The following is a 20,443-nucleotide window of genomic DNA, read 5'->3' on the forward strand; positions in this document are numbered from 1 at the left end:
CCGACGCGCACGCCGTGGAACGGGTGGCCCCGCCACCGGTTCCACGGCGCTGTCGTTTCCGGGCGGCGCGGACAGTGCCGTTCACCCGTACGGCCCGGCGCTCGGAGCGAATCCGGGGCGGTACGGGGGCGCGTTCGCCCGGTGTCCTTCACCCGCCGCCCCGCCTCCGCCTACCGTCGAGACCATGGGACGCGCGGACCCGGCGACGCTCGCACACGGCTGCGACCTGGTGCGCATCCACGATCTGGCGGGCCGCCCGCGCGGCGTCGGATTCGCCGCCGACCATCAGGGCACGGTCATCACCAGCCACGAGAGCGTCGACGGGCTCACCCGGGTGGTCCTGCACGCCCCCGGCGAGCGGACCTGGCTCGCCGGGGCCGAGGCCGTCACCCCGCTGCCCGAGGCCGGACTCGCCCTGGTGCGCACCGAGGGCCTCGGTCTGCGGCCCGTCCCCGTGACCGCGCGCGGCCGGATCGTCCCCGGCACCGATCTGCGGCTGCCGGCCGACGGCTGGCACCACGCGCGGGCCCTCGGCGCGGTCCAGGTGACCTACACCGCCACCGACCGCTTCCACCTCATCGACGAGGCCGTGGAACTCGCCGTTCCGGCCCAGGCCGCCGCAGCCCTGCGGCTCGGCGGCGAGGCGAGCGGCGGACCGGTGATCGACGCCGCCACCGGCGCGGTCCTCGCCGTGCTCGGCACCGCGCTCCAGGCAGGCCGTGGCCGCGCCGCCGTGTTCGCCCTGCCGCTGCGTGTCCACGGGCTGCCGGAAGGCCCGCTCGCCGCGCTGCTGCGGCACAACGCGGCCACCGTCCCCGGGTACGGCGACGATCTCAACCTCGCCACCGTGCTGGAGCTGACCGCCACCTCCCTCGGCCCCGCCGCCCGCCCCGGGCACCCCCACCCCGGACCGGGGATCCTGCGGCGGCTCACCGCCCCGGGACCGCCGGTGCTGGCGCTCGTCGGCGACCCGGGGACGGGCCGTACGACCGCCCTCGCCGCGCTCGCCGCCCACCGCGCCCACGGCCCCGAGCCCGCCCCCACGGTGTGGCTGCGCGGGGCCGATCTGCACAGCGAGGACGCCTCCGTCGCCGACGCGGTGGCCCGCGCCCTGCGGCGGGCCGGGCGGGTCCTGGCCGCGTCCGGCGGGCCCGGCGAGCTGTCCGGGATCACCCCCGAGCGCGTCGCCCACCTCGCCCGGCTGGCCGGCCGCCCCCTGCTGGTGGTGCTGGACGGCCCCGAGGAGATGCCGCCCGGGCTCGCCCGCCGGCTGCCGTCCTGGACGGCGGGGACCGCGCACTGGCTGGCCGGCCGCTCGGCCCGGCTGGCCGTCGGCTGCCGCCCCGAGCACTGGGAGCACGCCCTGCCGCTCCATCCGGCCGGGCCGCCCCCGCCCCGTACGGTCCGCCTCGCCGGGCTGTCGCCGGCCGAGGCAGTGGCCGCCCGCGAGCGCCACGGGCTGCCCGCCGGCGCGATCGCCCCCGCCGACGAGGGCCATCCGCTGGCGCTGCGGCTCCTCGCGGAGGTACGGCGGGCACTGCCGTCCGACGTCACCGGCCGGCCCGGGCGGGAGGAGGTCTTCGGCGCGCATCTGGACCTGGTCTGTCTGCGGATCGCGGTGCGTGTCGCCGCCGCGACCCGGCCGCAGCCCCCGGGGCCCGCCGTGCGGCGGCTGGCCGCCCGGGTCGCCGGGCGGGTCCACGAGGCCGCCCGGCGCTGTCTGGGACCGGGCCACGGGGAGCTGGACCGCGAGTCCTTCGAGGAGCTCTTCCCCTGGCGGCCCGGCTGGGCGGCGGCGGTCCTCACGGAAGGGCTGCTCGTACCGGCGGGCGAGGGGTACCGCTTCGCCCACGAGGAGGTGGGGGAGTGGCTCCAGGGCGCGTGTCTGGACCCGGACGCGGCCCTGCGCACGCTCGTCCACCGGCCGCCGGCGCACGCCCCGGCCCGGCTGCCCTCCCGGCCGGGCCGCACGCTCACCCCCGGGCATGTGCCGCCGCCGCCGGGCTCGGCCCGGCACCGGCCCCCGCCGCCGCTGCCCGTGCCGCGCCATCGGATCGGCCCGGTCGTCCACGCCCTGCTGCGGCTGGACCGCGTCCACGGCCCGGCCGCGCTGACCCGCAGGCTCAAGGACCTCATCGACGCGGTGATCCGCCCCGAGGCCGGGGCCGACGCGCACTGGTGGGCGGCGAGGCTGCTGGCGGGGACCCTGCTGAGACTCCCCGCCCCCGAGTCCCAGCTGCCCATGCTGCGGCTCCTCGCCGACCGCCTCGCCCGCTCCGCCCGGCGCGGTGTCCGCCCGCCCGCGGAGTTCGGCCCGGACTTCTGGCTCCGCCTCCGCCTCCCCGAACCCGACCGCCTCGACCTCCTCCGCCGCCTCCTCCCCGCCGACGGCCCCCTGGGCCCCCCGACGCCGCCCCCGGCCGCCTCCGTGCCGCCCCGTACGCCCGAGCCGGTGTCCGTGCCCCCAGACCCGACCGCCTCGGACCCCTCCGCTTCCTGCCCCGCCGGTTCGCCGCCCGCCACCGGTCAGCGCCCGTCCGCGCTCCCGCGAGGAGGCCCGCCCGACGCTCTCGGCCGATGCGCCGCAACGGCCGCACGGCCTTGGGCCGGGCTGCCGGGCGCAGGGGCGGTCCCCGGGCCCGAGGGCCGCGCGCCCACCGCCCCTGAGGATTCCGCTTCTGACCCCGAGCCGCTCCCGGCAGGGACCTCCCCGCGCTATCTGGACGCCGTCGCCGCCCGGCTGGAGGCCGACCCCGCGACCGTGCAGCCCCTGCTCTGCCGCTGGTTCACCGACAACACCCCGCTCCCCACCCGCCCCGGGGACCGGATGCGCCCCACCGCCGGTGCCGTCGCCCAGGCGCTGCTGTACGCGCGGCGGGCGCTCGCCCTCGACGACCTTGCGGAGGCGCTCGCCGAGAGCGGGCACGCCCGCGCCGACGAGCTGCTCGCCGCGCTCGCCGAGGAGGAGCCCTCCGCGCTCTGCCGGGCCGTCGACCGCTGGGCCCACGACCCGCGCCCCGGCCGGCGGGCCGCAGCCGCCGCGTACGCGCTGCCCGTCGCCGCCCGCGTCACCAGCGAGGCGGACCGGAGGCTGCTCCGCTACGCCGCGCACGAACTCCTCGGCCGCCCCGACGACGCCGCGTCGCACGGAACGGCCCTCGCCGTGCTCGTACAGGATCCGCACGCCCGCTCCCGGGTGCTCCGGCGGGCGCTGGCGTCCTACGCCGCCGCGGTCCCCGGGCTCTCGGCGAGCGCCCTCGCCACCGCGCTCGTCACCCACCCCGAACCGGTGTTCGCCGCTTTCCGGTCCCGGCTGCGGGCGGACGACCGGGCGGGCGAGGTGCTGAGCGCCCTCGCCGGGGTCACCGTGCCCGCGCTCGCCCGCCGCGCCGCCGCGCTGGTGGCCGAGTACCTCGAACTGCACCCGGGCGGCGCGGCGTACGCCGCCGCCTTCGTCGACCGCCGGCTCGATCACGGCCCGGCGGCCCGCTCCCTGCTCTTCCCGCTGGTCAGCACCGCGCTGCGGGAGGGCCCCGGCAGACTGCGCCAGGCGCTCGCGCCCGTACTGGCCGCCCCCGGGAACGCCCTGTCGCGCCCGCTGCGGGCCGAGCTGCTCGACGTACTGCTGGGAGCCTGTCCGCCGTACGAGCACGAGACCGCGACCGCCCTGCTGAAGGCCGCCGCGCTCGGCCGCGCGGCCCGGCCGGAGGCGGCCACCCGCGAGCTGGTGCGCCGCGCCGGGCTGCTGCTCACCGCCGCCCCCGGGGGCGCTGCCCGCTTCGAACGGCAGCTGCTGAGGCTGGCCCGCGCCGCCCCCGGCTTCGCGGAACTCCTCGCCGGATGGCTGGCCGGACCCCCTCAGGACTGGTCCGCGCCGCTGGGCCCGGAGGCCCGCCGGACGATCGGCTCACTGGGCTCCCCGACACCGATGCGAAGCGACGGCCCCGGGCATGGCAGTCTTAGACCTGCGTAGTCAGCTGTCGTTATATCGGCATACCAGTACACAGGTTCGGGCGAGGAGCGGTCACAGTGCAGCGCTGGCGTGGCTTGGAGGACATTCCCCAGGACTGGGGACGCAGCGTCGTCACCATCGGCTCCTACGACGGGGTGCACCGCGGACACCAGCTGATCATCGGTCGCGCGGTCGAGCGCGCCCGCGAGCTGTCCGTGCCGTCGGTCGTCGTGACCTTCGACCCGCACCCCAGCGAGGTGGTGCGCCCCGGCAGCCACCCGCCGCTGCTCGCGCCGCACCACCGGCGCGCCGAGCTGATGGCCGAACTGGGCGTCGACGCGGTGCTGATCCTGCCGTTCACCGCCGAGTTCTCCCAGCTCTCCCCGGCGGACTTCATCGTCAAGGTGCTGGTGGACAAGCTCCACGCGCGGCTGGTGGTGGAGGGCCCGAACTTCCGCTTCGGCCACCGCGCGGCCGGCAAGGTGGACTTCCTCGCCGAGATGGGCCTGACCTACGACTACGAGGTCGAGGTCATCGACCTCGTCGTGACGGGCGAGGCGGGCGGCGGACTGCCGTTCTCCTCCACCCTCACCCGCCGGCTGGTCGCCGACGGCGACGTCGAGGGGGCGGGCGAGATCCTGGGCCGCCCGCACCGCGTCGAGGGGATCGTCGTCCGGGGCGCGCAGCGCGGCCGTGAACTCGGCTTCCCCACCGCCAACGTGGAGACCCTGCCGCACACCGCGATCCCGGCGGACGGGGTGTACGCGGGCTGGCTGACGGTGTCCGGCGAACGGATGCCGGCGGCGATCTCGGTCGGCACGAACCCGCAGTTCGAGGGCGTCGAGCGGACGGTGGAGGCGTACGCGATCGACCGCGTCGGCCTCGATCTGTACGGGCTGCACGCGGCCGTCGACTTCCTGGCGTACGTACGCGGCCAGCGGAAGTTCGAGTCCGTCGACGCCCTGCTGGTGGCGATGGCCGAGGACGTCAAGAAGTGCCGTGAGCTGACGGCCGGGGGCTGATCCCGCCGCTGTCCGTACGCGCCCCGGCCCGGACCACCGGACCGGTCCCGCTCAGGCCCAGTGGCAGGCCACGCCCGCCCCCGCCCCCGGCACCACCCCCACCTCCTCCGAGCGGCACCGCCCCGCCACCCCCGCCCGCTCCGCCTCGCCCGAGGCCAGCACCGGGCACCGGACGTGGAAGCGGCAGCCGCCGGGGATCTTCGACGGGTCGGGCGGCTCGCCGGTCAGCACGGCCGCCGGAACCGCCGACTCCGGCAGTACCGACAGCAGCGCCCGGGTGTAGGGGTGCCGGGGAGCCGTCAGCACCTCCTCGGCCGGACCGCACTCCACGATCCGGCCCAGGTACATCACCGCCACCCGGTCCGCGATGTTCCACGCCAGTCCCAGATCGTGCGTCACCACCAGCGCGGACAGCCCCAGTTCGGCCCGCAGCCGCAGCAGCAGCGCGAGGATCTCCCCGCGTACGGAGGCGTCCAGCGAGGCCACCGGCTCGTCCGCGACGATCAGCTCCGGCTCCAGGACCAGGGCGCCCGCGATCACCACCCGCTGCCGCTGACCGCCCGACAGCTCGTGCGGATACCGGGCGACGAACCGCCCGGGAGGCCGCAGACCGGCCCTGGCCAGCGCCCCCGCGACCGCCTCGCCCTCGTCCCCCGCGCACCCGTGGATCCGCAGGCCCTCCGCGACCGCCTCGTACACCGAATGGCGCGGGTTGAGCGCGCCGCTCGGATCCTGGAGCACCAGCTGGACCCGCCTCCGGTGCGCCCGCAGGGCGCGCGCGGTGTGCACGAGGGGCCGGCCGCCGAAGTCGATCCGGCCGGCCGTGGGCCGCACCAGCCCCAGCAGGGCGCGCGCCAGCGTGGTCTTGCCGCAGCCGGACTCGCCGACCAGCGCCACGATCTCGCCCCGGCCCACCGCGAGGTCCACCCCGTCCACGGCCCGCGCGGCCGGCCCGCCGCGCCGCCCGGGGAAGACGACTTCGAGACCGGTGGCGGCCAGCAGCGGTACGGCGGTCATGACGGCTCCCCGAGCGGGCCGCGGGGCCCCTTGGCGGTGGCCGCCCGCACACAGGCGGCCCGGTGTTCCCCGTCCCCGGTCAGCCACTGCTCCTGCTCGGCGCAGACCGCCAGCGCCACCGCGCAGCGCGGATGGAAGGCGCACCCGGGCGGCAGCGCGGACGGATCCGGCGGATCGCCCGGCAGCCCGCGCGGGGCGTGGCGCGAGGCGGGGTCGCCCACCCGGGGGAAGGCAGCCGCCAGGGCCTGGCCGTAGGGGTGGCGCGCGGCGGTCCGGACGGCGTTCGCCGGTCCCTCCTCCACCACCCGCCCCGCGTACATCACGGCCAGCCGGTCGCAGACGTCCGCCAGGACCGCCAGATCGTGGCTGATCATCAGCAGTCCGATGTCCTGCTCGGACACCAGCCGTCCGATCAGCCCCAGGATCTGCGCCTGGATCATCACATCCAGCGCGGTCGTCGGCTCGTCGGCGACGATCAGCCGGGGGTCGCAGGCCAGCGCCATCGCGATCATCACCCGCTGGCGCTGGCCGCCGGACAGCTCGTGCGGACGGGCGTCCGCGTGCCGCTCGGGCAGACCGACCCGGGCGAGCAGCTCGGCCGCCCGCAGCCGGGCCGCCCGGGGCGTCGCCCGCCGGTGCAGCAGGATCGGCTCGGCGATCTGGTCGCCGATCCGGCGCACCGGGTTCAGCGCGTGCATGGCCCCCTGGAAGACCAGCGAGGCGCCCGCCCAGCGCACCGCCCGCAGCCTGCCCCACCGCATGGTGAGGACGTCCTCGCCGTCGAGGAGGATCTCGCCGCTCAGCCGGGTCCCGGCGGGCAGCAGCCGCAGCAGCGCGAGGGCGAGCGTCGACTTCCCGCACCCCGATTCCCCGGCGATGCCCAGCGTCCGCCCGGCGGCGAGGCTCAGATCGACTCCCCGCACGGCGGGCACGGCGTTCGCGCCCGTACCGTACGTCACGCGCAGATCCCGGATCTCCAGCAGGCTCACCGGCCCACCCCCAGCCTCGGGTCGAGCACCGTCTCGATCGTCCGCCCGCAGAGCGTGAACGCGAGCGCCACCACCGCGATCGCCAGCCCGGGCGGCGCGAGGCACCACCAGTGGCCGGAGGAGACGGCGCCCGCCTCGCGCGCCTCCTGGAGCATTCCGCCCCAGGAGACGACCATCGGATCGCCGAGTCCGAGGAAGGCGAGCGTCGCCTCGGTCAGAATCGCGGCGGAGATCCCGAGCGTGGTCTGCGCCAGCACCAGCGGCATCACATTCGGCAGCACATGACGGCTCATGATGTGCCGGTGCCCGCCGCCGAGCGCCTTCGCGCGCTCGATGTACGGGCGGGACTCGACCGCGACGGTCTGCGCCCGCACCAGCCGCGCGGTCGTCGGCCAGCTGGTCACCCCGATGGCGATGATCACCGTCCATACGCTCCGGGACATCACGGTCGCCAGCACGATCGCGAGCACCAGCGTCGGCATCACCAGGAACCAGTCGGTGACCCGCATCAGCACGGTGGCGAACCAGCCGCCGTAGTGCCCGGCGGCGATGCCCACGAGAGCGCCGATCGCCACCGAGATCCCCGCCGCCAGCAGCCCCACGGTGAGCGAGATCCGCGCCCCCCACACCAGCAGCCCGAGCAGCGGCCGGCCGAACTGGTCCGTGCCCAGCCAGAACGCGGCGCTCGGCGGCTCCAGCGGATCCCCCGGCGCGTTCGTGACTTTCCGTACGTCCTCGTCGGCCAGCAGCGGGGCGAGGAGCGCGACGGCGGCGATCAGGGTGAGCGCGCCGAGGCCGAGGAGGCCCGCCCGGTGCGCGCGGTAGGAGTGCCAGAACCGGACGGCCGCGCCGGGGCGGCGGGCGGGGACCGGGGGGCGGGGGAGCGCGGATTCCGTCATCGGGCCACCCGGGGGTCGAGCAGGGGGTGGAGCAGGTCGGCGAGGAGATTCATCACGATCATCGCTCCGGCGAAGACCAGGAACAGCCCCTGGACCAGCGGCAGATCGGGCACGCTGAGCGCCTGGTAGAACAGCCCGCCGAGGCCCGGCCAGGAGAACACCGTCTCCACCAGGATCGATCCGGCCGCCACATGCCCGAGATTGATGAAGACCATCGTCACCGTCGGCAGCAGCGCGTTGGGCACGGCGTGACGGCGTCGTACGGCCGAGTCCCGCAGCCCCTTCGCCCGCGCGGTCGTCAGATAGTCGCCGCCCATCTCGTCCAGCAGTGAGGACCGCATCACCAGCAGCGTCTGCGCGTATCCCACCGCGACCAGGGTGACGACCGGGAGCACCAGATGGTGCGTCACATCGACGGCGTGCGCGAGGCCGCTCTCCGTGCCCGTGGACATGCCCCCGGTGGGGAAGAGCCCGGGCACCGGCCCCGCGCCCACCGCGAAGACGGTGATCAGCAGGAGTCCGAGCCAGAACGACGGCACCGACCAGAGGGCCAGCGCGATCCCGGTGTGCACCCGGTCGCCCGGGCCGCCGTGCCGCCAGGCGGCGCGCGCGCCGATCCAGAGCCCGATCGCCGAGTACAGCACCACGGCGACCCCGGTCAGCAGCAGGGTCGCGGGGGCCTTCTGCGCGATCAGCTCGCCCACCGGGGCCCGGAACTGGTATGAGACGCCGAGGTCGCCCGTCAGCGCCTTCGCGCAGTAGTCGGTGAACTGCTGCCACAGCGGCAGATCGAGGCCGAACTGCCGGCGCAGCGCGTCCAGCTGGCCCGCCGTGGTGGGGGTGCCCCTGGTCAGCGCCCGCACCGGGTCGCCGGGGACGATCCGGAAGAGGAAGAAGCCGGTGACGAGCACGGCGAGGAGGGAGACCGCCGCGCCGCCCAGCCGGCCCGCCGTGTGGAGCAGATAGGCGCGCGGGGAGGCCACCGGCTACTCGCGGTCGTCGGCGGTGGCCCGGCGGCGCAGGGCCACCAGCCCGGTGAGCACCGCCGCCGCAGCGATCAGCGCGCCGATGCCGACCACCACCTCGGTCGCGGAGGCGGCCTCCCCGGAGCGGCCGTGGCCGTCCGCGGGCTTCGCCGACCACCAGCTCCAGTAGCCGTCCTGCCCCCAGAGGCTGCCGCCGTCCTCGGGCATCGTCGTGATCGACTCGATGTGGTCGGTCCGGTACGCCTCCACGGCGTTCGGATACGCGAGAACATTCATCAAGCCCGTGTCGTACAGCCGTGATTGCATGCGTTTCACCACTTCAGCCCGTTTGGCCGGGTCGTATTCGGCGATTTGCCGTGCGTACAGTTCGTCGAATCGCCGGTCGCAGATGAAATTGTCGGTGGAACCACTGCCCGAAGGCGTGGCCGGAAGCGCGGCACAGGTGTGGATCGAGAGGACGAAGTCGGGGTCGGGATTGACCGACCAGCCGTCGAAGGCGAGATCGTAGTCGCCCTTCAGCCAGGGGTCGGAGACATTGTCACGGCATTCCATCCGGGTCTCGACGCCCAGCTCGCGCCACACCTCGGAGAGATATCTGCCGATGTGCGCGTCGTACGGATCGGCGGCATGGCACAGCAGCCGGAGCACGAGGGGCTCGCCGTTCTTCCCGGTGCGGACCCCGCCGCCCTTTCGCCGGTAGCCCGCCCCGTCCAGCAGCGCCGCCGCTCTCGCCGGGTCGTGGGCGATCTCCTGGTGCGCCTCCGGCCGCCAGAAGTACGCGCCGAAGCGCGGCGGAATGTATCCCGCGCCCTCGGTCGCATGGCCCTGGAAGAGCCCTTCCACGATCTCCCGGCGGTCGACGGCGTGGAAGAGGGCCCGGCGTACGGCGGGGTCGCGCAGCGCCCGGTGGCCGGTGCCGAACGCCCTGCCGTCCCGGGCCCGCGCGCCGGGGTTGACCGCGAGGGCGAGGAACCGGCGGCCGGGCGCGTCGTTGACCCTGATGTCCGCGGTCCGGCGCAGGGCGGCGGCCTGGGCGGGGACCAGGCCCTGGACGAAGGAGACCTCGCCCTTGCGCAGCGCGGCGACGGCGGCGTCGCCGTCCTTGTAGAACTTGAGCAGCAATTCGTCGAACGCGGGAGCGCCGCGCCAGAAATCCTTGTTGGGTTCCAGCCTGATGAACTGGTCGACCTCGAAACCAGTGATGACGAAGGGGCCGTTGCCGACGATGGGGAACTGGCGGTCATTGTTGAAGGCGGAGAGGTCGCGGATCCGCTCCCACTTGTGCCGGGGCACGATCGGGACGTCGAGCGCGACCATATTGGCCTGGGGCTTCTTCAGTTCGACGACGAGCGTTCGCGGGTCGGGCGCGGTGACTTCACGGAAGTTCGCGGTGAAGCTGCCGTTCGCCGCGGCGGCCTTCTCGTCGGACATCATCCTGTTGAACGTCCAGGCCGCGTCCTCGGCCGTCGCCCGCCGGCCGTCGGACCACCGGGAGTTCTCCCGGATGGTGTAGGTCCAGATCAGTTTGGACGGCGAGGACTTCCACGCGGTGGCCAGCCCCGGAATCACCCGGCCGTCCCGGGGGTCGTAGTTCGTCAGATACTCGTAGGCCAGCCGGTGCACGGTGGTCGACACCAGCCGCTTGGCCAGAAAGGGGCTGAGCGAGTCCACGCTCTGCGAGACGGCGACGGTCAGCACCTGTCTGCCCCCGCGCTCGCCGCTGGACGGTGCCGCCGACGGCGCGGCGGGCGCGAGGATCAGCAGCGCGGCGACCGCGCACATCCAGGGCCGTGCCCGGGCACGGGACTCTGAGGGTTCTGCGACCATGACGGCGACCTCGCCTCGTGACTCACGGGCCGGTGATGCGAGGTGTACCAGCGGGGTCCGGCCGCGTCAACGCTCGGCGGGACCGGCGTGTGGGCCGTCACGACGACGGCGGGGTCCGCACCGCTGTCGCGACACGGACCCCATGAGGCTCCCGCCCGCCGCCCTCCTACTGCCTCGGCGGCTGTGGCGGCTGCCTCGGCGGCCACTCGGCGAGCGGCGGCTGCTCCTGCTGATCGGGCTGGTCAGGACCACCCGGCCGGCCCTGTGCCGGAGGAGGCCCCTGATGCTGCTGGTGCGGCGGCGGCCCGGGCGGCCCCGGCTGCTGGGGAAGGCCCTGCGGCGGATACGGGCCGCCGTACTGCTGCTGCGGCGGGAACGGCCCGCCCTGCCCCGGCTGCTGCTGGTACTGCTGCTGCGGCGGGTACGGCGAAGGCTGTCCCGGCTGCTGCTGACCGGGCACCTGCGGCCGGCCGTACGGCGAGGCCGGCCCCTGGTGTCCCTGCTGCCCCGGGTGACCCGGGTACCCCTGCGGCCCCGGCACCGGCGGCTGACCCGGCCCGGGGACCTGGCCCGGCATCGGGGCCTGGGCCTGCGCCTGCGCCTGCTGATGCCCCGGCATCGGCGGCGGCATGGTCGGCGGCGGATTGCCGTCGGCGGTCCAGAGCCCCTGCTGCTGCTGGGCCCGGACGAAGTCCTCGGCGATCAGCGCCGACAGATTGAAGTACGCCTCCCGGGTCTTGGGCCGCATCATGTCGAGATCGACCTCCGCGCCCGCCGCGAGATGCTCGTCGAACGGCACCACGATCACACCGCGGCAGCGCGTCTGGAAGTGCGCCACGATGTCATCCACCTTGATCATCTTCCCGGTCTCGCGCACCCCGGAGATGACCGTGACGGAACGCTGCACCAGCTCCGCGTACCCGTGCGCGGAGAGCCAGTCGAGCGTTGTCGACGCACTGCTCGCACCGTCCACGGACGGCGTCGAGACGATGATCAGCTGGTCGGCCAGATCCAGCACCCCGCGCATCGCGCTGTAGAGCAGCCCCGTGCCGGAGTCGGTGAGGATGATCGGGTACTGACGGCCCAGTACATCGATCGCCCGCCGGTAGTCCTCGTCGTTGAACGACGTGGAGACGGCCGGGTCCACGTCATTGGCGATGATCTCCAGACCGGACGGGGCCTGCGAGGTGAAGCGGCGGATGTCCATGTACGAGTGGAGATACGGGATCGCCTGCACCAGGTCCCGGATGGTGGCCCCGGTCTCCCGGCGCACCCGACGGCCGAGCGTGCCCGCGTCGGGGTTGGCGTCGATCGCCAGGATCTTGTCCTGCCGCTCGGTCGCCAGGGTCGAGCCCAGCGCGGTGGTCGTGGTGGTCTTGCCGACACCGCCCTTGAGGCTGATCACGGCGATCCGGTAGCAGGAGAGCACCGGCGTACGGATCAGCTCCAGCCGCCGCTGCCGCTCGGCCTCCTCCTTGCGGCCGCCCAGCTTGAACCGGGAGGCACTGCTCGGCCCCCGGCTGGACCTGGCCTTCTGCTTGTTGTTGCGCAACAGCCGGTCGGAGGAGAGTTCCACCGCCGCGGTGTAACCCAGCGGCGCGCCCGGCACCGAGCGCTCGCGCTGGTCATGGGTGACCGGGGTGGGCCAGGCGGCCCCACCGCGAGGATCGGAGGGAGGGCCGGGCTGCTGCCCGGGAGGCTGCTGCTGCGGAGGCAGCGGCACGGACCCGGACCCCGGCCCGGGCCCGCCGGGCTGCCCCTGCGGGGGGTGTCCATAACCGGGCTGCGGTGCCGCGGCTGCCGGCGGGGGGCCGGGCTGCTGCTGCTGCTGTGGCGGCGGCGGGTAGCCGTAGCCCGGGGGCGGGGCCTGCGGCCCGTTCGGGTGCGGGAATCCATAACCCGGCTGCGGGGCCGGGGGCGCGGGCGGATACGCGCCGTGCGGGGGGAAGGGCCCCGGCTGGGCGGCGGCGGGCATCGGCTGCGCCCCGCCGTGCGCGGGGGCCTGCGGCGGGGTCTGCGCCGGGGGAGCGGTGGGCTGTCCCGGCCCGGGGGCCTGCGGAGAGACCGGCCACTGCGGGGCGGACGCGGGGGCGGCCGGCTGGAAGGCGGGCGGCAGCGGGGGCAGCCCCGCCTCCGGCGCGGACTGCTCCGGCGACCAGGCGGGCGCCGGAGCGGGCGGGGCCTGCCGGCTGTCCGTCCCGGCCGGTGCCCCGGTGGTGCCGCTGTCGTCCGGAGCGCTCTCGTCCGGACCGGTCCCGGTGTTGTTCTCCGCGCCTGCGACCGGCTCCGAGCCGTCCTGCCGGCCGTCCGTGCCGGACACGGCGTCGTCCGCCCCGGACCGCTCGCCGGGGGCCGCGCCCGTGTCCGCGTCCGCGCCGGGAATCCCGTCCGGGCCGGATGCGGTGCCCGCCGGTTCGCCCGTGGGCGCGGCCTCAACCTCGGTGCCGGAGGCGGCGCCCGGCCAGTCGTCGGTGGCCGAGCGCGCCCGGCGGCCGGTCGGCACCGGGCCCCCGAAGCCGTCGGCCCGGCCGTCGGAGCCGGTGGCCTCGGCGGGGGCCTCGCTCGCGCCGGGCCCTCCGGCGCCCTCGGCCGGTGCGCCCGAAGCCGCCTTCCTGGCCTGTTCCTCCGCCTCCGCCTCCGCGGCCTTGGCGGCGTCGAGCGCGGCGAACTCCCGCTTCAGCGCGGCGGGAGAGAAACGCATGGTCGCCCCGCTCTCCACACTGCCGCCCCCGTAGGCCTGCGCGGCGGGCGCGGAGTCGGACTCACCGGAATCCGCGGCCGCGGACGCAGTCGGCCGCGGAGCCGGAGCCTGCGGCACCTGAGCCTGCGGCACCGGAGCCTGCGGCACCTGAGCCTGCGGCACCGGGGCATGAGGAGCCGGGAGCGAAGGAGCCGGCGGAGGAGGAGTCGCACCGGCGGCCCCGCCGCCGAACCCGTGTCCCTGTCCCCGCTCCTGTCCCCGGAACTGCCCCGGCGCGGCGGGCGGCGGCGTCCACTGAGGCTCGAATCCGCTTCCCGCCGGCAGCCCCGGCGTCGCCACCGGAGGCCCGACGGGCGGCGGCGGTGGAGGCGGAATCCGGCCCGCCCCCGAAGCGTCGCCCGACGCGTTCTGCGTGTACCAGGCCGGCGGGGTGTAGTCGATGGTGAACTCACCCGTCATCTCGGCGGGATCCGCGTCGGACTCGTCGGCGGGAGGGGTCCATCCCCCGCGGATCTCGTCCCGATCGCTGTTCACTGTGCCTCCTGGTGTGGTCGAGCACCCTTGTGCGTCGTGGGTGGGGGCGACCGCTCTGTCTTCCGATCGACCCGGCTCTCCGCCCGGGAACACGATGGGCGTCCCCGCAGGTTCTTCTGCCGCTGTCCGTCCCAGCCTAATCGTCAACAAGGGCGGCCCGGCAGGCCCGATGCCCGACGTCCGCTGTCCCGTGCGTCACGCCCCGTCCCCCGCTCTGCCCCCAAGTGAACCGAGGACGGCGGAGCGTGAGGGGCCGAGCGGGCAAATCGGTACGGTTCGACAGACGCACCGGCCTCCTCACCCGCCCCACCGGCGTGGACCGGGTCAGTTCAGATCGAACTCCCCGTCCCGCGCCCCCAGCACGAACGCCCGCCACTCGGCCTCCGTGTACCGCAGCACGGTGTCGGGGTCCAGCGAGGACCGCATCGCGACCGCCCCGCCCGGCAGATGAGCGATCTCGACCCGCTCCTCCTCCTCGCTCGTGCCTGGGGCACTGAGCCACTCGACACCCGAGATGTCGAGTGCGTACAGCTCGTCCTTCTCCTGCGCGCTCCCCATGGATCAAGCTCCTTTTCGGTAAACGGTTCGGCTACCGGCCCCGCCCCACGCGCCGGCGGTCACCGGGCGGCCGACGGCCGGTCCACATCACTCAGGAGTCTAGGCCGACCACGCCCTGTGATCCGAGACAATCCACAGCCCCGGGCGTATGAACGTACGAGCGTACGAACGCGCCCGCCGTCACCCGTCACCCGCCGCTCACCGTCGCGCGGCGCGGCCGTCCGTCAGTCCATCCGCCGCGCAGGGCCCAGCAGCCCGGTCTCCGCGTCCGTGCCACTGGTCATCACCCAGTTCCGCTCACTCCCCGAGCACCACAGCGTGACCCCGTCCGCCAGCGTCGGCAGCGCGTCGCTCTCCGCCCGCGAGAGCCCGAGGATCCGGCCGATCTGCTCCGCCTCCTGCGGCGACACCCGCTGCACCCCCACCAGCGTGGAGTCCCGCAGCAACCGGGGGGCCACCGGGCTCAGATACGGCAGCAGCGTCAGCACCGACTGCCAGGGCGACGACACGACCCGCCCCCGGGGCGGCCGCATGCCGCAGTCGCGCACCACCACGACCGGGCTGCCCACCGTGGCGCCCATCGGCGGAACCCGCCCCACATCATGGAGCGTCACACAGTCGAGCCCCGCGCCCGCCGCCTGCGCCAGACCGGACCACACACCGGCGCGCCCGGTCTCCACCGCCACCCGCGCACCCGTCCCGGCCGCCCGGAGCGCGACCACCTGGGCCGTCCACAGACCGCCGATCAACAGCACGTCGTACGGCGTGGAACGGTGGAAGCCCACCATCAGCGGACGCCCCTCCGCGTCGTCGCCGATCACCACACCGTCGTCCCCGACCGGCAGCGACAGCGCGCCCAGATCGCCGACCGGCATGGTGTGCCCCGGATGCCTCGGACCACGCAGCCCGCGCGCCACCCCGGCCCCCCTCATCGGGCACCGCCCAGCGGCAGCGTCGCCAGCGCGCCGGGAAGCTGCTCCCGGTCGAGCCGCACGAGCCCTATCCGCGCCGCGCGCACCGACTGCTCCAGCGTCCTGCGCACCCCGATCAGCTCGGTGTCCGAGCCGCCGGTGACCCGCACATGACCCGACACCGCCAGCGCGCCCCGGTGCGCCCCGCGCCGCAGGGTCAGACTGAACGTCGTCGCGTACGCCGGCGTCGCCGTCAGCAGCGACACCAGCTTGGGCAGCGGAGCCGCCCCCCGCCCCAGCTCGGGCCAGCGGCCCACCGCGTACGTCGTGTGCCAGCGGTCGTCACAGCGCCACACCCGCGCCGTCTCGGAGGTCCGGCGCTGCGGCGCGGCGTCCGGCCTGCTCGCCCGCGCGGCCAGCCGCGGACTCGCGCACGCCGCCGTCGCCACCGTGGAGTTCAGCTCCTCCTGATCCAGCACGACGGCCTGGAAACCGGCCCCCGTGACCCGGCTCGCCACATGGTCCGCCACCCGCACCAGACAGCGCTGCGCGCCCTCGAGCCCGCCGCCGCGCGCCTCCACGGCCTCCCGGCACAGCTCCGGATCCAGCTTCACCGCCACCCAGGTCATCCTGAGCGCCGGCGCGCCCGTCCGCTCCTGGAGCGGCGCGTACGACAGCCGGGCCATCGACTGCTGCGGCAGATGCGGAGCGGGCGCGGAGCGCACCTGCTGCACCAGCTGCACCGACTCCAGCACTATGTCGTCCACTGTCAGCGCGCCGCCCAGCGCGGAGAGCGGGAGCGCCCGCGCGCCGAAGGCCGGGCGCAGCGCGTCGCCGCTCGCCTCGACCCGTATCACCGCCGTCAGAAAGCCGCCGTCGCCGAGCATGCCGACGGTCCGCCGGTCGCGGTCGACGTAGGCGAACGGGCGGAACCCGGGAACGCCCTCCACCACCGGGGCCAGTGAGGGGTCGGTGTCCGCCGGGGACGGCCGCGCGCCGCGCCTGCGGGAGCGCAGAGCCAGCGCGGTCGACATCCAGTCCTGGGCCGCCTGCCCGCGCCGCCGTACGAAGGCGAGCAGCAGCAGCGCGCCGCCCGCCGTCATCGTGGGGATGAGCCAGAGGCCTTCCAGCACCAGCCCGACCAGGGCGAGCGCCAGCGCGATCTGGGCCAGCGCCAGTTGGTGGAGCCTCAGCGGGCCGATGCGGCCGCCGTGTGAGAGGGGGCGCAGCGCGGTGGTCGCGGGCGCGCCCGCGGACGACGAGGTCCCTTCGGCAGCCGGGGCCTGCGCACCGCCTCTCGCGCGCTGTCTCCGGGGAGCGCCGCGACGTCGATCGGAAGTCCGCCCATTTCGCGCGCGCGTCGCCGTACCCATCCCCGCGTTGCCCCCTTGTGTCGGTAACTGCCGCATTCCTATGGGCGTTGACCGGGCGATCACCCTACCTGAGCAGTGGGCCACCGGCCCCAGCAGGCATAGTAGGAGGGCGGTACGAGCGCCGGCCCCTCTCGGTGAGGTTGAGCCTGGCAGCCCAGCGGGGAGAGGGACAGCGGACACATGGCATCACGTCGGGACGAACTCAACGCGTACACCTTCGCCAAACGGAGGCTGATCGCGCAGTTCTTGCAGCCCAGCACCACCGGCTCGGAGGAGGGCGCGCCGCGTCCCCTGCGCGCCGTGGTCCCCGGCGCGATCGTCGGCGTGGTCATTCTCGCGGGGTTCGCGGCCTGGGGGATGTTCAAGCCGGTGGCTCCCAAGGGCTGGAACGACCCCGGTGAGAACGTCATCATCGCCAGTAAATCCACCACGCGATATGTGGTGTTGAAGACGGACGGCAAGGTGCAGCTGCATCCCGTTCTGAATATGTCGTCGGCAAAACTCCTCCTCAATGCCGACAAGGGAAAAGTCATCAATGTAGATGAGTCGGTGCTCGACAAGGGCGATATTCCGCACGGCGCGACCCTCGGAATTCCCTACGCCCCCGACCGCCTTCCCTCCGCCAAGGAGGCGGGCTCGGCCAAGCGCTGGGCCGTGTGCGAGCGCCCGGGAGCGGGCGGCCGGTCCATCGAGAAGGCGGCCTTCGTCCTCGCCGAGCGCGAGCGGGACAAGACCGACGGCGCGGGCCGGCTGAGCGGCGGAGAACTGCTCTTCGTGGAGGGCCCCGACAAGGTCCGTCACGTCGTGGACGCGGCGGGCAGGGCGTATCCCCTGGCCCCCGGGGAGCGGCTGCTGCGCCAGGTCGCCGACCAGGGCCGGGTGCCGCAGCGGGTCTCCGCCGCCTGGCTGGCCACCCTGCGCGAGGGCGACACGATCGACTTCCCCGAGATCGGCGCCGTGCCGGGCTCGGACGCGGGCATCCCCAGCGGCGACCTGGAGCCCGCCCTGAACAAGGTGGGCATGGTCCTGGAGGCGAGCGCCGGGACCAAGGACCAGAAGTACGTGGTCCTTCCCGGCCGGGTGGCCCCCGTCTCGGACTTCACCGCGAAGCTCCTCCTCAACAGCGAGAAGCTGGTCACCCTCGGCCAGGACGGCAAGGCCGAGCGCCTCAGCGGCGGCGCCTTCCGGCCGGGCGAGCCGTTCAACCAGGAGAAGCGCTGGCCGCAGCTGCTCCCCGAGCCCGTCAACTCCGCGAGCGAGGGCAAGGGCAGCCGTAACACGGTGTGCAACGTCCTGCGCGGCGTCGACCCGGACAGCGGCTCGACGACCCTCAGCACCTGGGCGGGCGCGGACTTCCCCGCCACCCTGCCGGTCGGGTCGAGCAGCGCGTACGTCACTCCCGGCTCCGGCCAGCTGTTCCGCCAGTTCACGGGCTCCCGGACGGACACCGGATTCCTCTTCCTGGTCACCGACACCGGGCTGCGCTACGCGATGCAGTCCAACGGCGACAGCGCCGCTGACTCCTCGGGAATTGGCTCCTCCGGTACGAAGGAGGAGCGGGAGGCCCGCCGTCAGGAGGCCCAGCTGGCGCAGATCCAGCTCGGCTACAAGGACGTCGTCCCGCTGCCGGTGCCCGCCGCCTGGTCCGCGTTCCTGCCGACCGGCCCCCGGCTCTCGACCGGCTCCGCGAGCCAGCCGCAGGGCTCATGAGGACCCCGCGCGGACCCCTGCGCCCGGCCCCGCCCTCCCGCCGGCTGTTCGCGGTGGCCGCCGCCACCGCCGTCGGCTGCCTCGGGCTTCCCGTGCCGTCCGCCGTCGCCGACACACCGGGTCAGTGCAGTTATCCCGGCGAGATGTACCAGGGGCGGCCCTGGGCGCTGCAACGCGTGCTGCTGGACGAGCTGTGGAAGCAGTCCACCGGCGAAGGCGTCCGGGTCGCGGTCATCGACACGGGCGTCGACATCAAGAACCCCCAGCTCAAAGGCGCGGTGGACGCCAAGAGCGGGCTGAATCTGATGCCCGAGAACCTCAAGGACGCCAACGGGAACAAGGTCGAGCGCGGCGCGGAGAACGGCACCACGGACACCGTGGGCCACGGCACCAAGGTCGCCGGCATCATCGCCGCCCGCCCCATGGACGGCACGGGCTTCTCCGGCCTCGCCCCCAAGGCCACGATCATCCCCATCCAGCAGAACGACGCCGAGGGCAACGGCACCGCCGTCTCCCTCGCCAAGGCCATCGACGAGGCAGTGGAGCGGGACGCCGGAGTCATCAACATCTCCCAGGACACCGCGAAGGCCGTCGAGCCCACCCCCCTGCTGAAGCAGGCCGTCGACCGGGCGCTGGCCGAGGGCGTCGTCGTCGTCGCCTCCGCAGGCAACGACGGCCAGGGCGGAAACGTCAAGAAGACCTATCCGGCCTCGTACGAGGGCGTCCTGGCGGTCGCCTCCTCCGACCGCAACAACGAGCGGGCCGCGTTCTCCCAGTCCGGTGATTTCGTCGACGTCGCCGCCCCGGGCGTGGACGTCATCACCACGGTCCCCGGCGGGGGCCACTGCGCCGACAACGGCACCAGCTTCTCCGCCCCCTACGTCGCCGCCGTCGCCGCCCTCATCAAGAGCAAGCACAAGAACTGGACCCCCCGGCAGATCACCGCCCAGATCCAGCAGACCGCCGAACGGTCCACCTCGGACCACGACCGCCTGGTCGGCTGGGGAGTGGTCGACCCCGTACGCGCCCTCACGGAGGACGACAAGCCCATCGAGCGCCCCGTCGCCCGCGAGGGCCTCACCAGGGCGGAACCCCCCACCCCGCCCGAAATCCACCTCGGCGAGACCCCCGAGGAGCGCGACACCCGCCTCGCCACCTATGTGGTGGTCGGCGGCGGCGTACTGGTCGCCGCCATCGGAGGCAGCGCGGTGGCCCTGCGGGACGCCCGAAGGCGTCCGGGCCGCGCCACAGGGCGCTGACATCGCCGACGTACACGGAACGCACACGACCGGGTCGGCCAACGACCCGTATGCTCCATGGTTCTTCACATAAGGAAGCCGCCCATCGGATAAGACGCTTGGGGCTGTCATAGGCAGTGACTAGAGTGGGGCCCGGTTGATCGCAGGTGGTCGAATTCCGCCGCGATCGAACGAGGGACAGCAGTGGCAAACGGGGAGGGACGGGCATCGTGCTCGATGCAGAGAGCGGCGGGGTCGGAGGCTCCGGCGGTGGGAGTGATCTGGAGCGCGGTGTTGACGCGCTGAAGAAGTTCCACAGTCAAGTCACCGCGCTTCTCAGGGATTTCGAGGGCGGCGAGGGCGGCAGCACCAAGGTCGCCGAACAGCGGGTCTCACGGGGGTCCTTCAGCGGCGCCCAATTGGCATTCGCCGAAGCGGACGGCTTCTTCACCCAGTACAACCGCGTCCACCGGGAGCTGGTCTCCCTTTCGAAAACACTCGGCGACCAGATCGAGATGCTGACCATCGGCGTCCACGCCGCCGACGTCGGCTTCGACAACGTGGAGGAAGACATGCGCAGTCGCTTCCACACGATCCAGTCCAGCGTGGAACAGGAACGCGCGGTCCGCGAGGCACAGCGGCCCACCGCGCCTGCGGAGAAGAGCGCGGAGCGCGAGCAGGCACGCGACAACGACACCGCCCTTCCGACGGACTTGGGGTAACGCC

The 20,443-nt window shown here is 74.5% G+C and carries 14 protein-coding genes; 5 read left to right on the forward strand and 9 right to left on the reverse strand.

The annotated features are described in order from the left end of the window. The first annotated feature begins 184 nt into the window (after positions 1 to 184). Both ABD371_RS04965 and ABD371_RS04970 read left to right on the forward strand, forming a co-directional pair. Complete coding sequence (locus tag ABD371_RS04965) at positions 185 to 3,973, forward strand: serine protease (protein WP_344473082.1); 3,789 nt, start codon at positions 185 to 187, stop codon at positions 3,971 to 3,973. A 56-nt stretch (positions 3,974 to 4,029) separates the two neighbouring features. Further along, a complete protein-coding gene (locus ABD371_RS04970) occupies positions 4,030 to 4,974 on the forward strand; it encodes a bifunctional riboflavin kinase/FAD synthetase (RefSeq protein WP_344473084.1) in 945 nt (314 codons plus the stop codon). A gap of 51 nt (positions 4,975 to 5,025) precedes the next feature. On the opposite strand, the gene ABD371_RS04975 is transcribed toward ABD371_RS04970, so the two are convergent. From ABD371_RS04975 to eccE, 9 genes are all read right to left on the reverse strand, one after another. Beyond that, entirely contained in the window at positions 5,026 to 5,991 is a 966-nt protein-coding gene (locus ABD371_RS04975; RefSeq protein ID WP_344473086.1) for an oligopeptide/dipeptide ABC transporter ATP-binding protein, read from the reverse strand. Continuing rightward, complete coding sequence (locus ABD371_RS04980) at positions 5,988 to 6,980, reverse strand: ABC transporter ATP-binding protein (RefSeq protein ID WP_344473088.1); 993 nt, start codon at positions 6,978 to 6,980, stop codon at positions 5,988 to 5,990. Before ABD371_RS04980 ends, ABD371_RS04975 begins: the two co-directional genes overlap by 4 nt. Then, the gene (locus ABD371_RS04985; RefSeq protein ID WP_344473090.1) at positions 6,977 to 7,879 is read right to left on the reverse strand and encodes an ABC transporter permease; all 903 of its coding nucleotides are present in this window, start codon (positions 7,877 to 7,879) and stop codon (positions 6,977 to 6,979) included. Before ABD371_RS04985 ends, ABD371_RS04980 begins: the two co-directional genes overlap by 4 nt. After that, entirely contained in the window at positions 7,876 to 8,862 is a 987-nt protein-coding gene (locus ABD371_RS04990; RefSeq protein ID WP_344473093.1) for an ABC transporter permease, read from the reverse strand. The genes ABD371_RS04985 and ABD371_RS04990 overlap by 4 nt, the downstream gene beginning before the upstream one ends. Positions 8,863 to 8,865: 3 nt before the next feature. Then, positions 8,866 to 10,692, reverse strand: a complete 1,827-nt coding sequence (locus tag ABD371_RS04995; protein WP_344473096.1) for an ABC transporter substrate-binding protein — start codon at positions 10,690 to 10,692, stop codon at positions 8,866 to 8,868. 166 nt (positions 10,693 to 10,858) lie between these two features. After that, positions 10,859 to 13,927, reverse strand: coding sequence for an SCO5717 family growth-regulating ATPase (locus ABD371_RS05000; protein WP_344473099.1), 3,069 nt, complete (start codon positions 13,925 to 13,927; stop codon positions 10,859 to 10,861). A gap of 324 nt (positions 13,928 to 14,251) precedes the next feature. Next, positions 14,252 to 14,485, reverse strand: coding sequence for a DUF397 domain-containing protein (locus ABD371_RS05005; protein WP_190125251.1), 234 nt, complete (start codon positions 14,483 to 14,485; stop codon positions 14,252 to 14,254). A 224-nt stretch (positions 14,486 to 14,709) separates the two neighbouring features. Beyond that, on the reverse strand, positions 14,710 to 15,417 hold the full coding sequence (locus tag ABD371_RS05010) for a hypothetical protein (protein WP_344473102.1): 708 nt from the start codon (positions 15,415 to 15,417) through the stop codon (positions 14,710 to 14,712). After that, complete coding sequence (eccE, locus tag ABD371_RS05015; RefSeq protein ID WP_344473105.1) at positions 15,414 to 16,769, reverse strand: type VII secretion protein EccE; 1,356 nt, start codon at positions 16,767 to 16,769, stop codon at positions 15,414 to 15,416. The genes ABD371_RS05010 and eccE overlap by 4 nt, the downstream gene beginning before the upstream one ends. Positions 16,770 to 16,949: 180 nt before the next feature. Between eccE and eccB the strand changes: the two genes are divergently transcribed. From eccB to ABD371_RS05030, 3 genes are all read left to right on the forward strand, one after another. After that, positions 16,950 to 18,479: a type VII secretion protein EccB gene (eccB, locus tag ABD371_RS05020; RefSeq protein ID WP_344473108.1), complete on the forward strand. Its 1,530-nt coding sequence runs from the start codon at positions 16,950 to 16,952 to the stop codon at positions 18,477 to 18,479. Further along, positions 18,476 to 19,738, forward strand: a complete 1,263-nt coding sequence (gene mycP, locus ABD371_RS05025; protein ID WP_344473111.1) for a type VII secretion-associated serine protease mycosin — start codon at positions 18,476 to 18,478, stop codon at positions 19,736 to 19,738. The genes eccB and mycP overlap by 4 nt, the downstream gene beginning before the upstream one ends. Positions 19,739 to 19,947: 209 nt before the next feature. After that, positions 19,948 to 20,439: a hypothetical protein gene (locus tag ABD371_RS05030; protein ID WP_344473114.1), complete on the forward strand. Its 492-nt coding sequence runs from the start codon at positions 19,948 to 19,950 to the stop codon at positions 20,437 to 20,439. Positions 20,440 to 20,443 lie beyond the last annotated feature (4 nt).

The organism is Streptomyces amakusaensis, from assembly GCF_039532665.1.
In the GTDB taxonomy this organism is placed as follows: domain Bacteria; phylum Actinomycetota; class Actinomycetes; order Streptomycetales; family Streptomycetaceae; genus Streptomyces; species Streptomyces amakusaensis.

Coding starts and splice junctions, on each gene's coding strand:
- ABD371_RS04965 (WP_344473082.1), top strand. CDS start 185: ATGGGACGCGCGGACCCGGCGACGCTCGCACACGGCTGCGACCTGGTG.
- ABD371_RS04975 (WP_344473086.1), bottom strand. CDS start 5,991: ATGACCGCCGTACCGCTGCTGGCCGCCACCGGTCTCGAAGTCGTCTTC.
- ABD371_RS04985 (WP_344473090.1), bottom strand. CDS start 7,879: ATGACGGAATCCGCGCTCCCCCGCCCCCCGGTCCCCGCCCGCCGCCCC.
- ABD371_RS04995 (WP_344473096.1), bottom strand. CDS start 10,692: ATGGTCGCAGAACCCTCAGAGTCCCGTGCCCGGGCACGGCCCTGGATG.
- ABD371_RS05005 (WP_190125251.1), bottom strand. CDS start 14,485: ATGGGGAGCGCGCAGGAGAAGGACGAGCTGTACGCACTCGACATCTCG.
- ABD371_RS05010 (WP_344473102.1), bottom strand. CDS start 15,417: ATGAGGGGGGCCGGGGTGGCGCGCGGGCTGCGTGGTCCGAGGCATCCG.
- eccE (WP_344473105.1), bottom strand. CDS start 16,769: ATGGGTACGGCGACGCGCGCGCGAAATGGGCGGACTTCCGATCGACGT.
- eccB (WP_344473108.1), top strand. CDS start 16,950: ATGGCATCACGTCGGGACGAACTCAACGCGTACACCTTCGCCAAACGG.
- mycP (WP_344473111.1), top strand. CDS start 18,476: ATGAGGACCCCGCGCGGACCCCTGCGCCCGGCCCCGCCCTCCCGCCGG.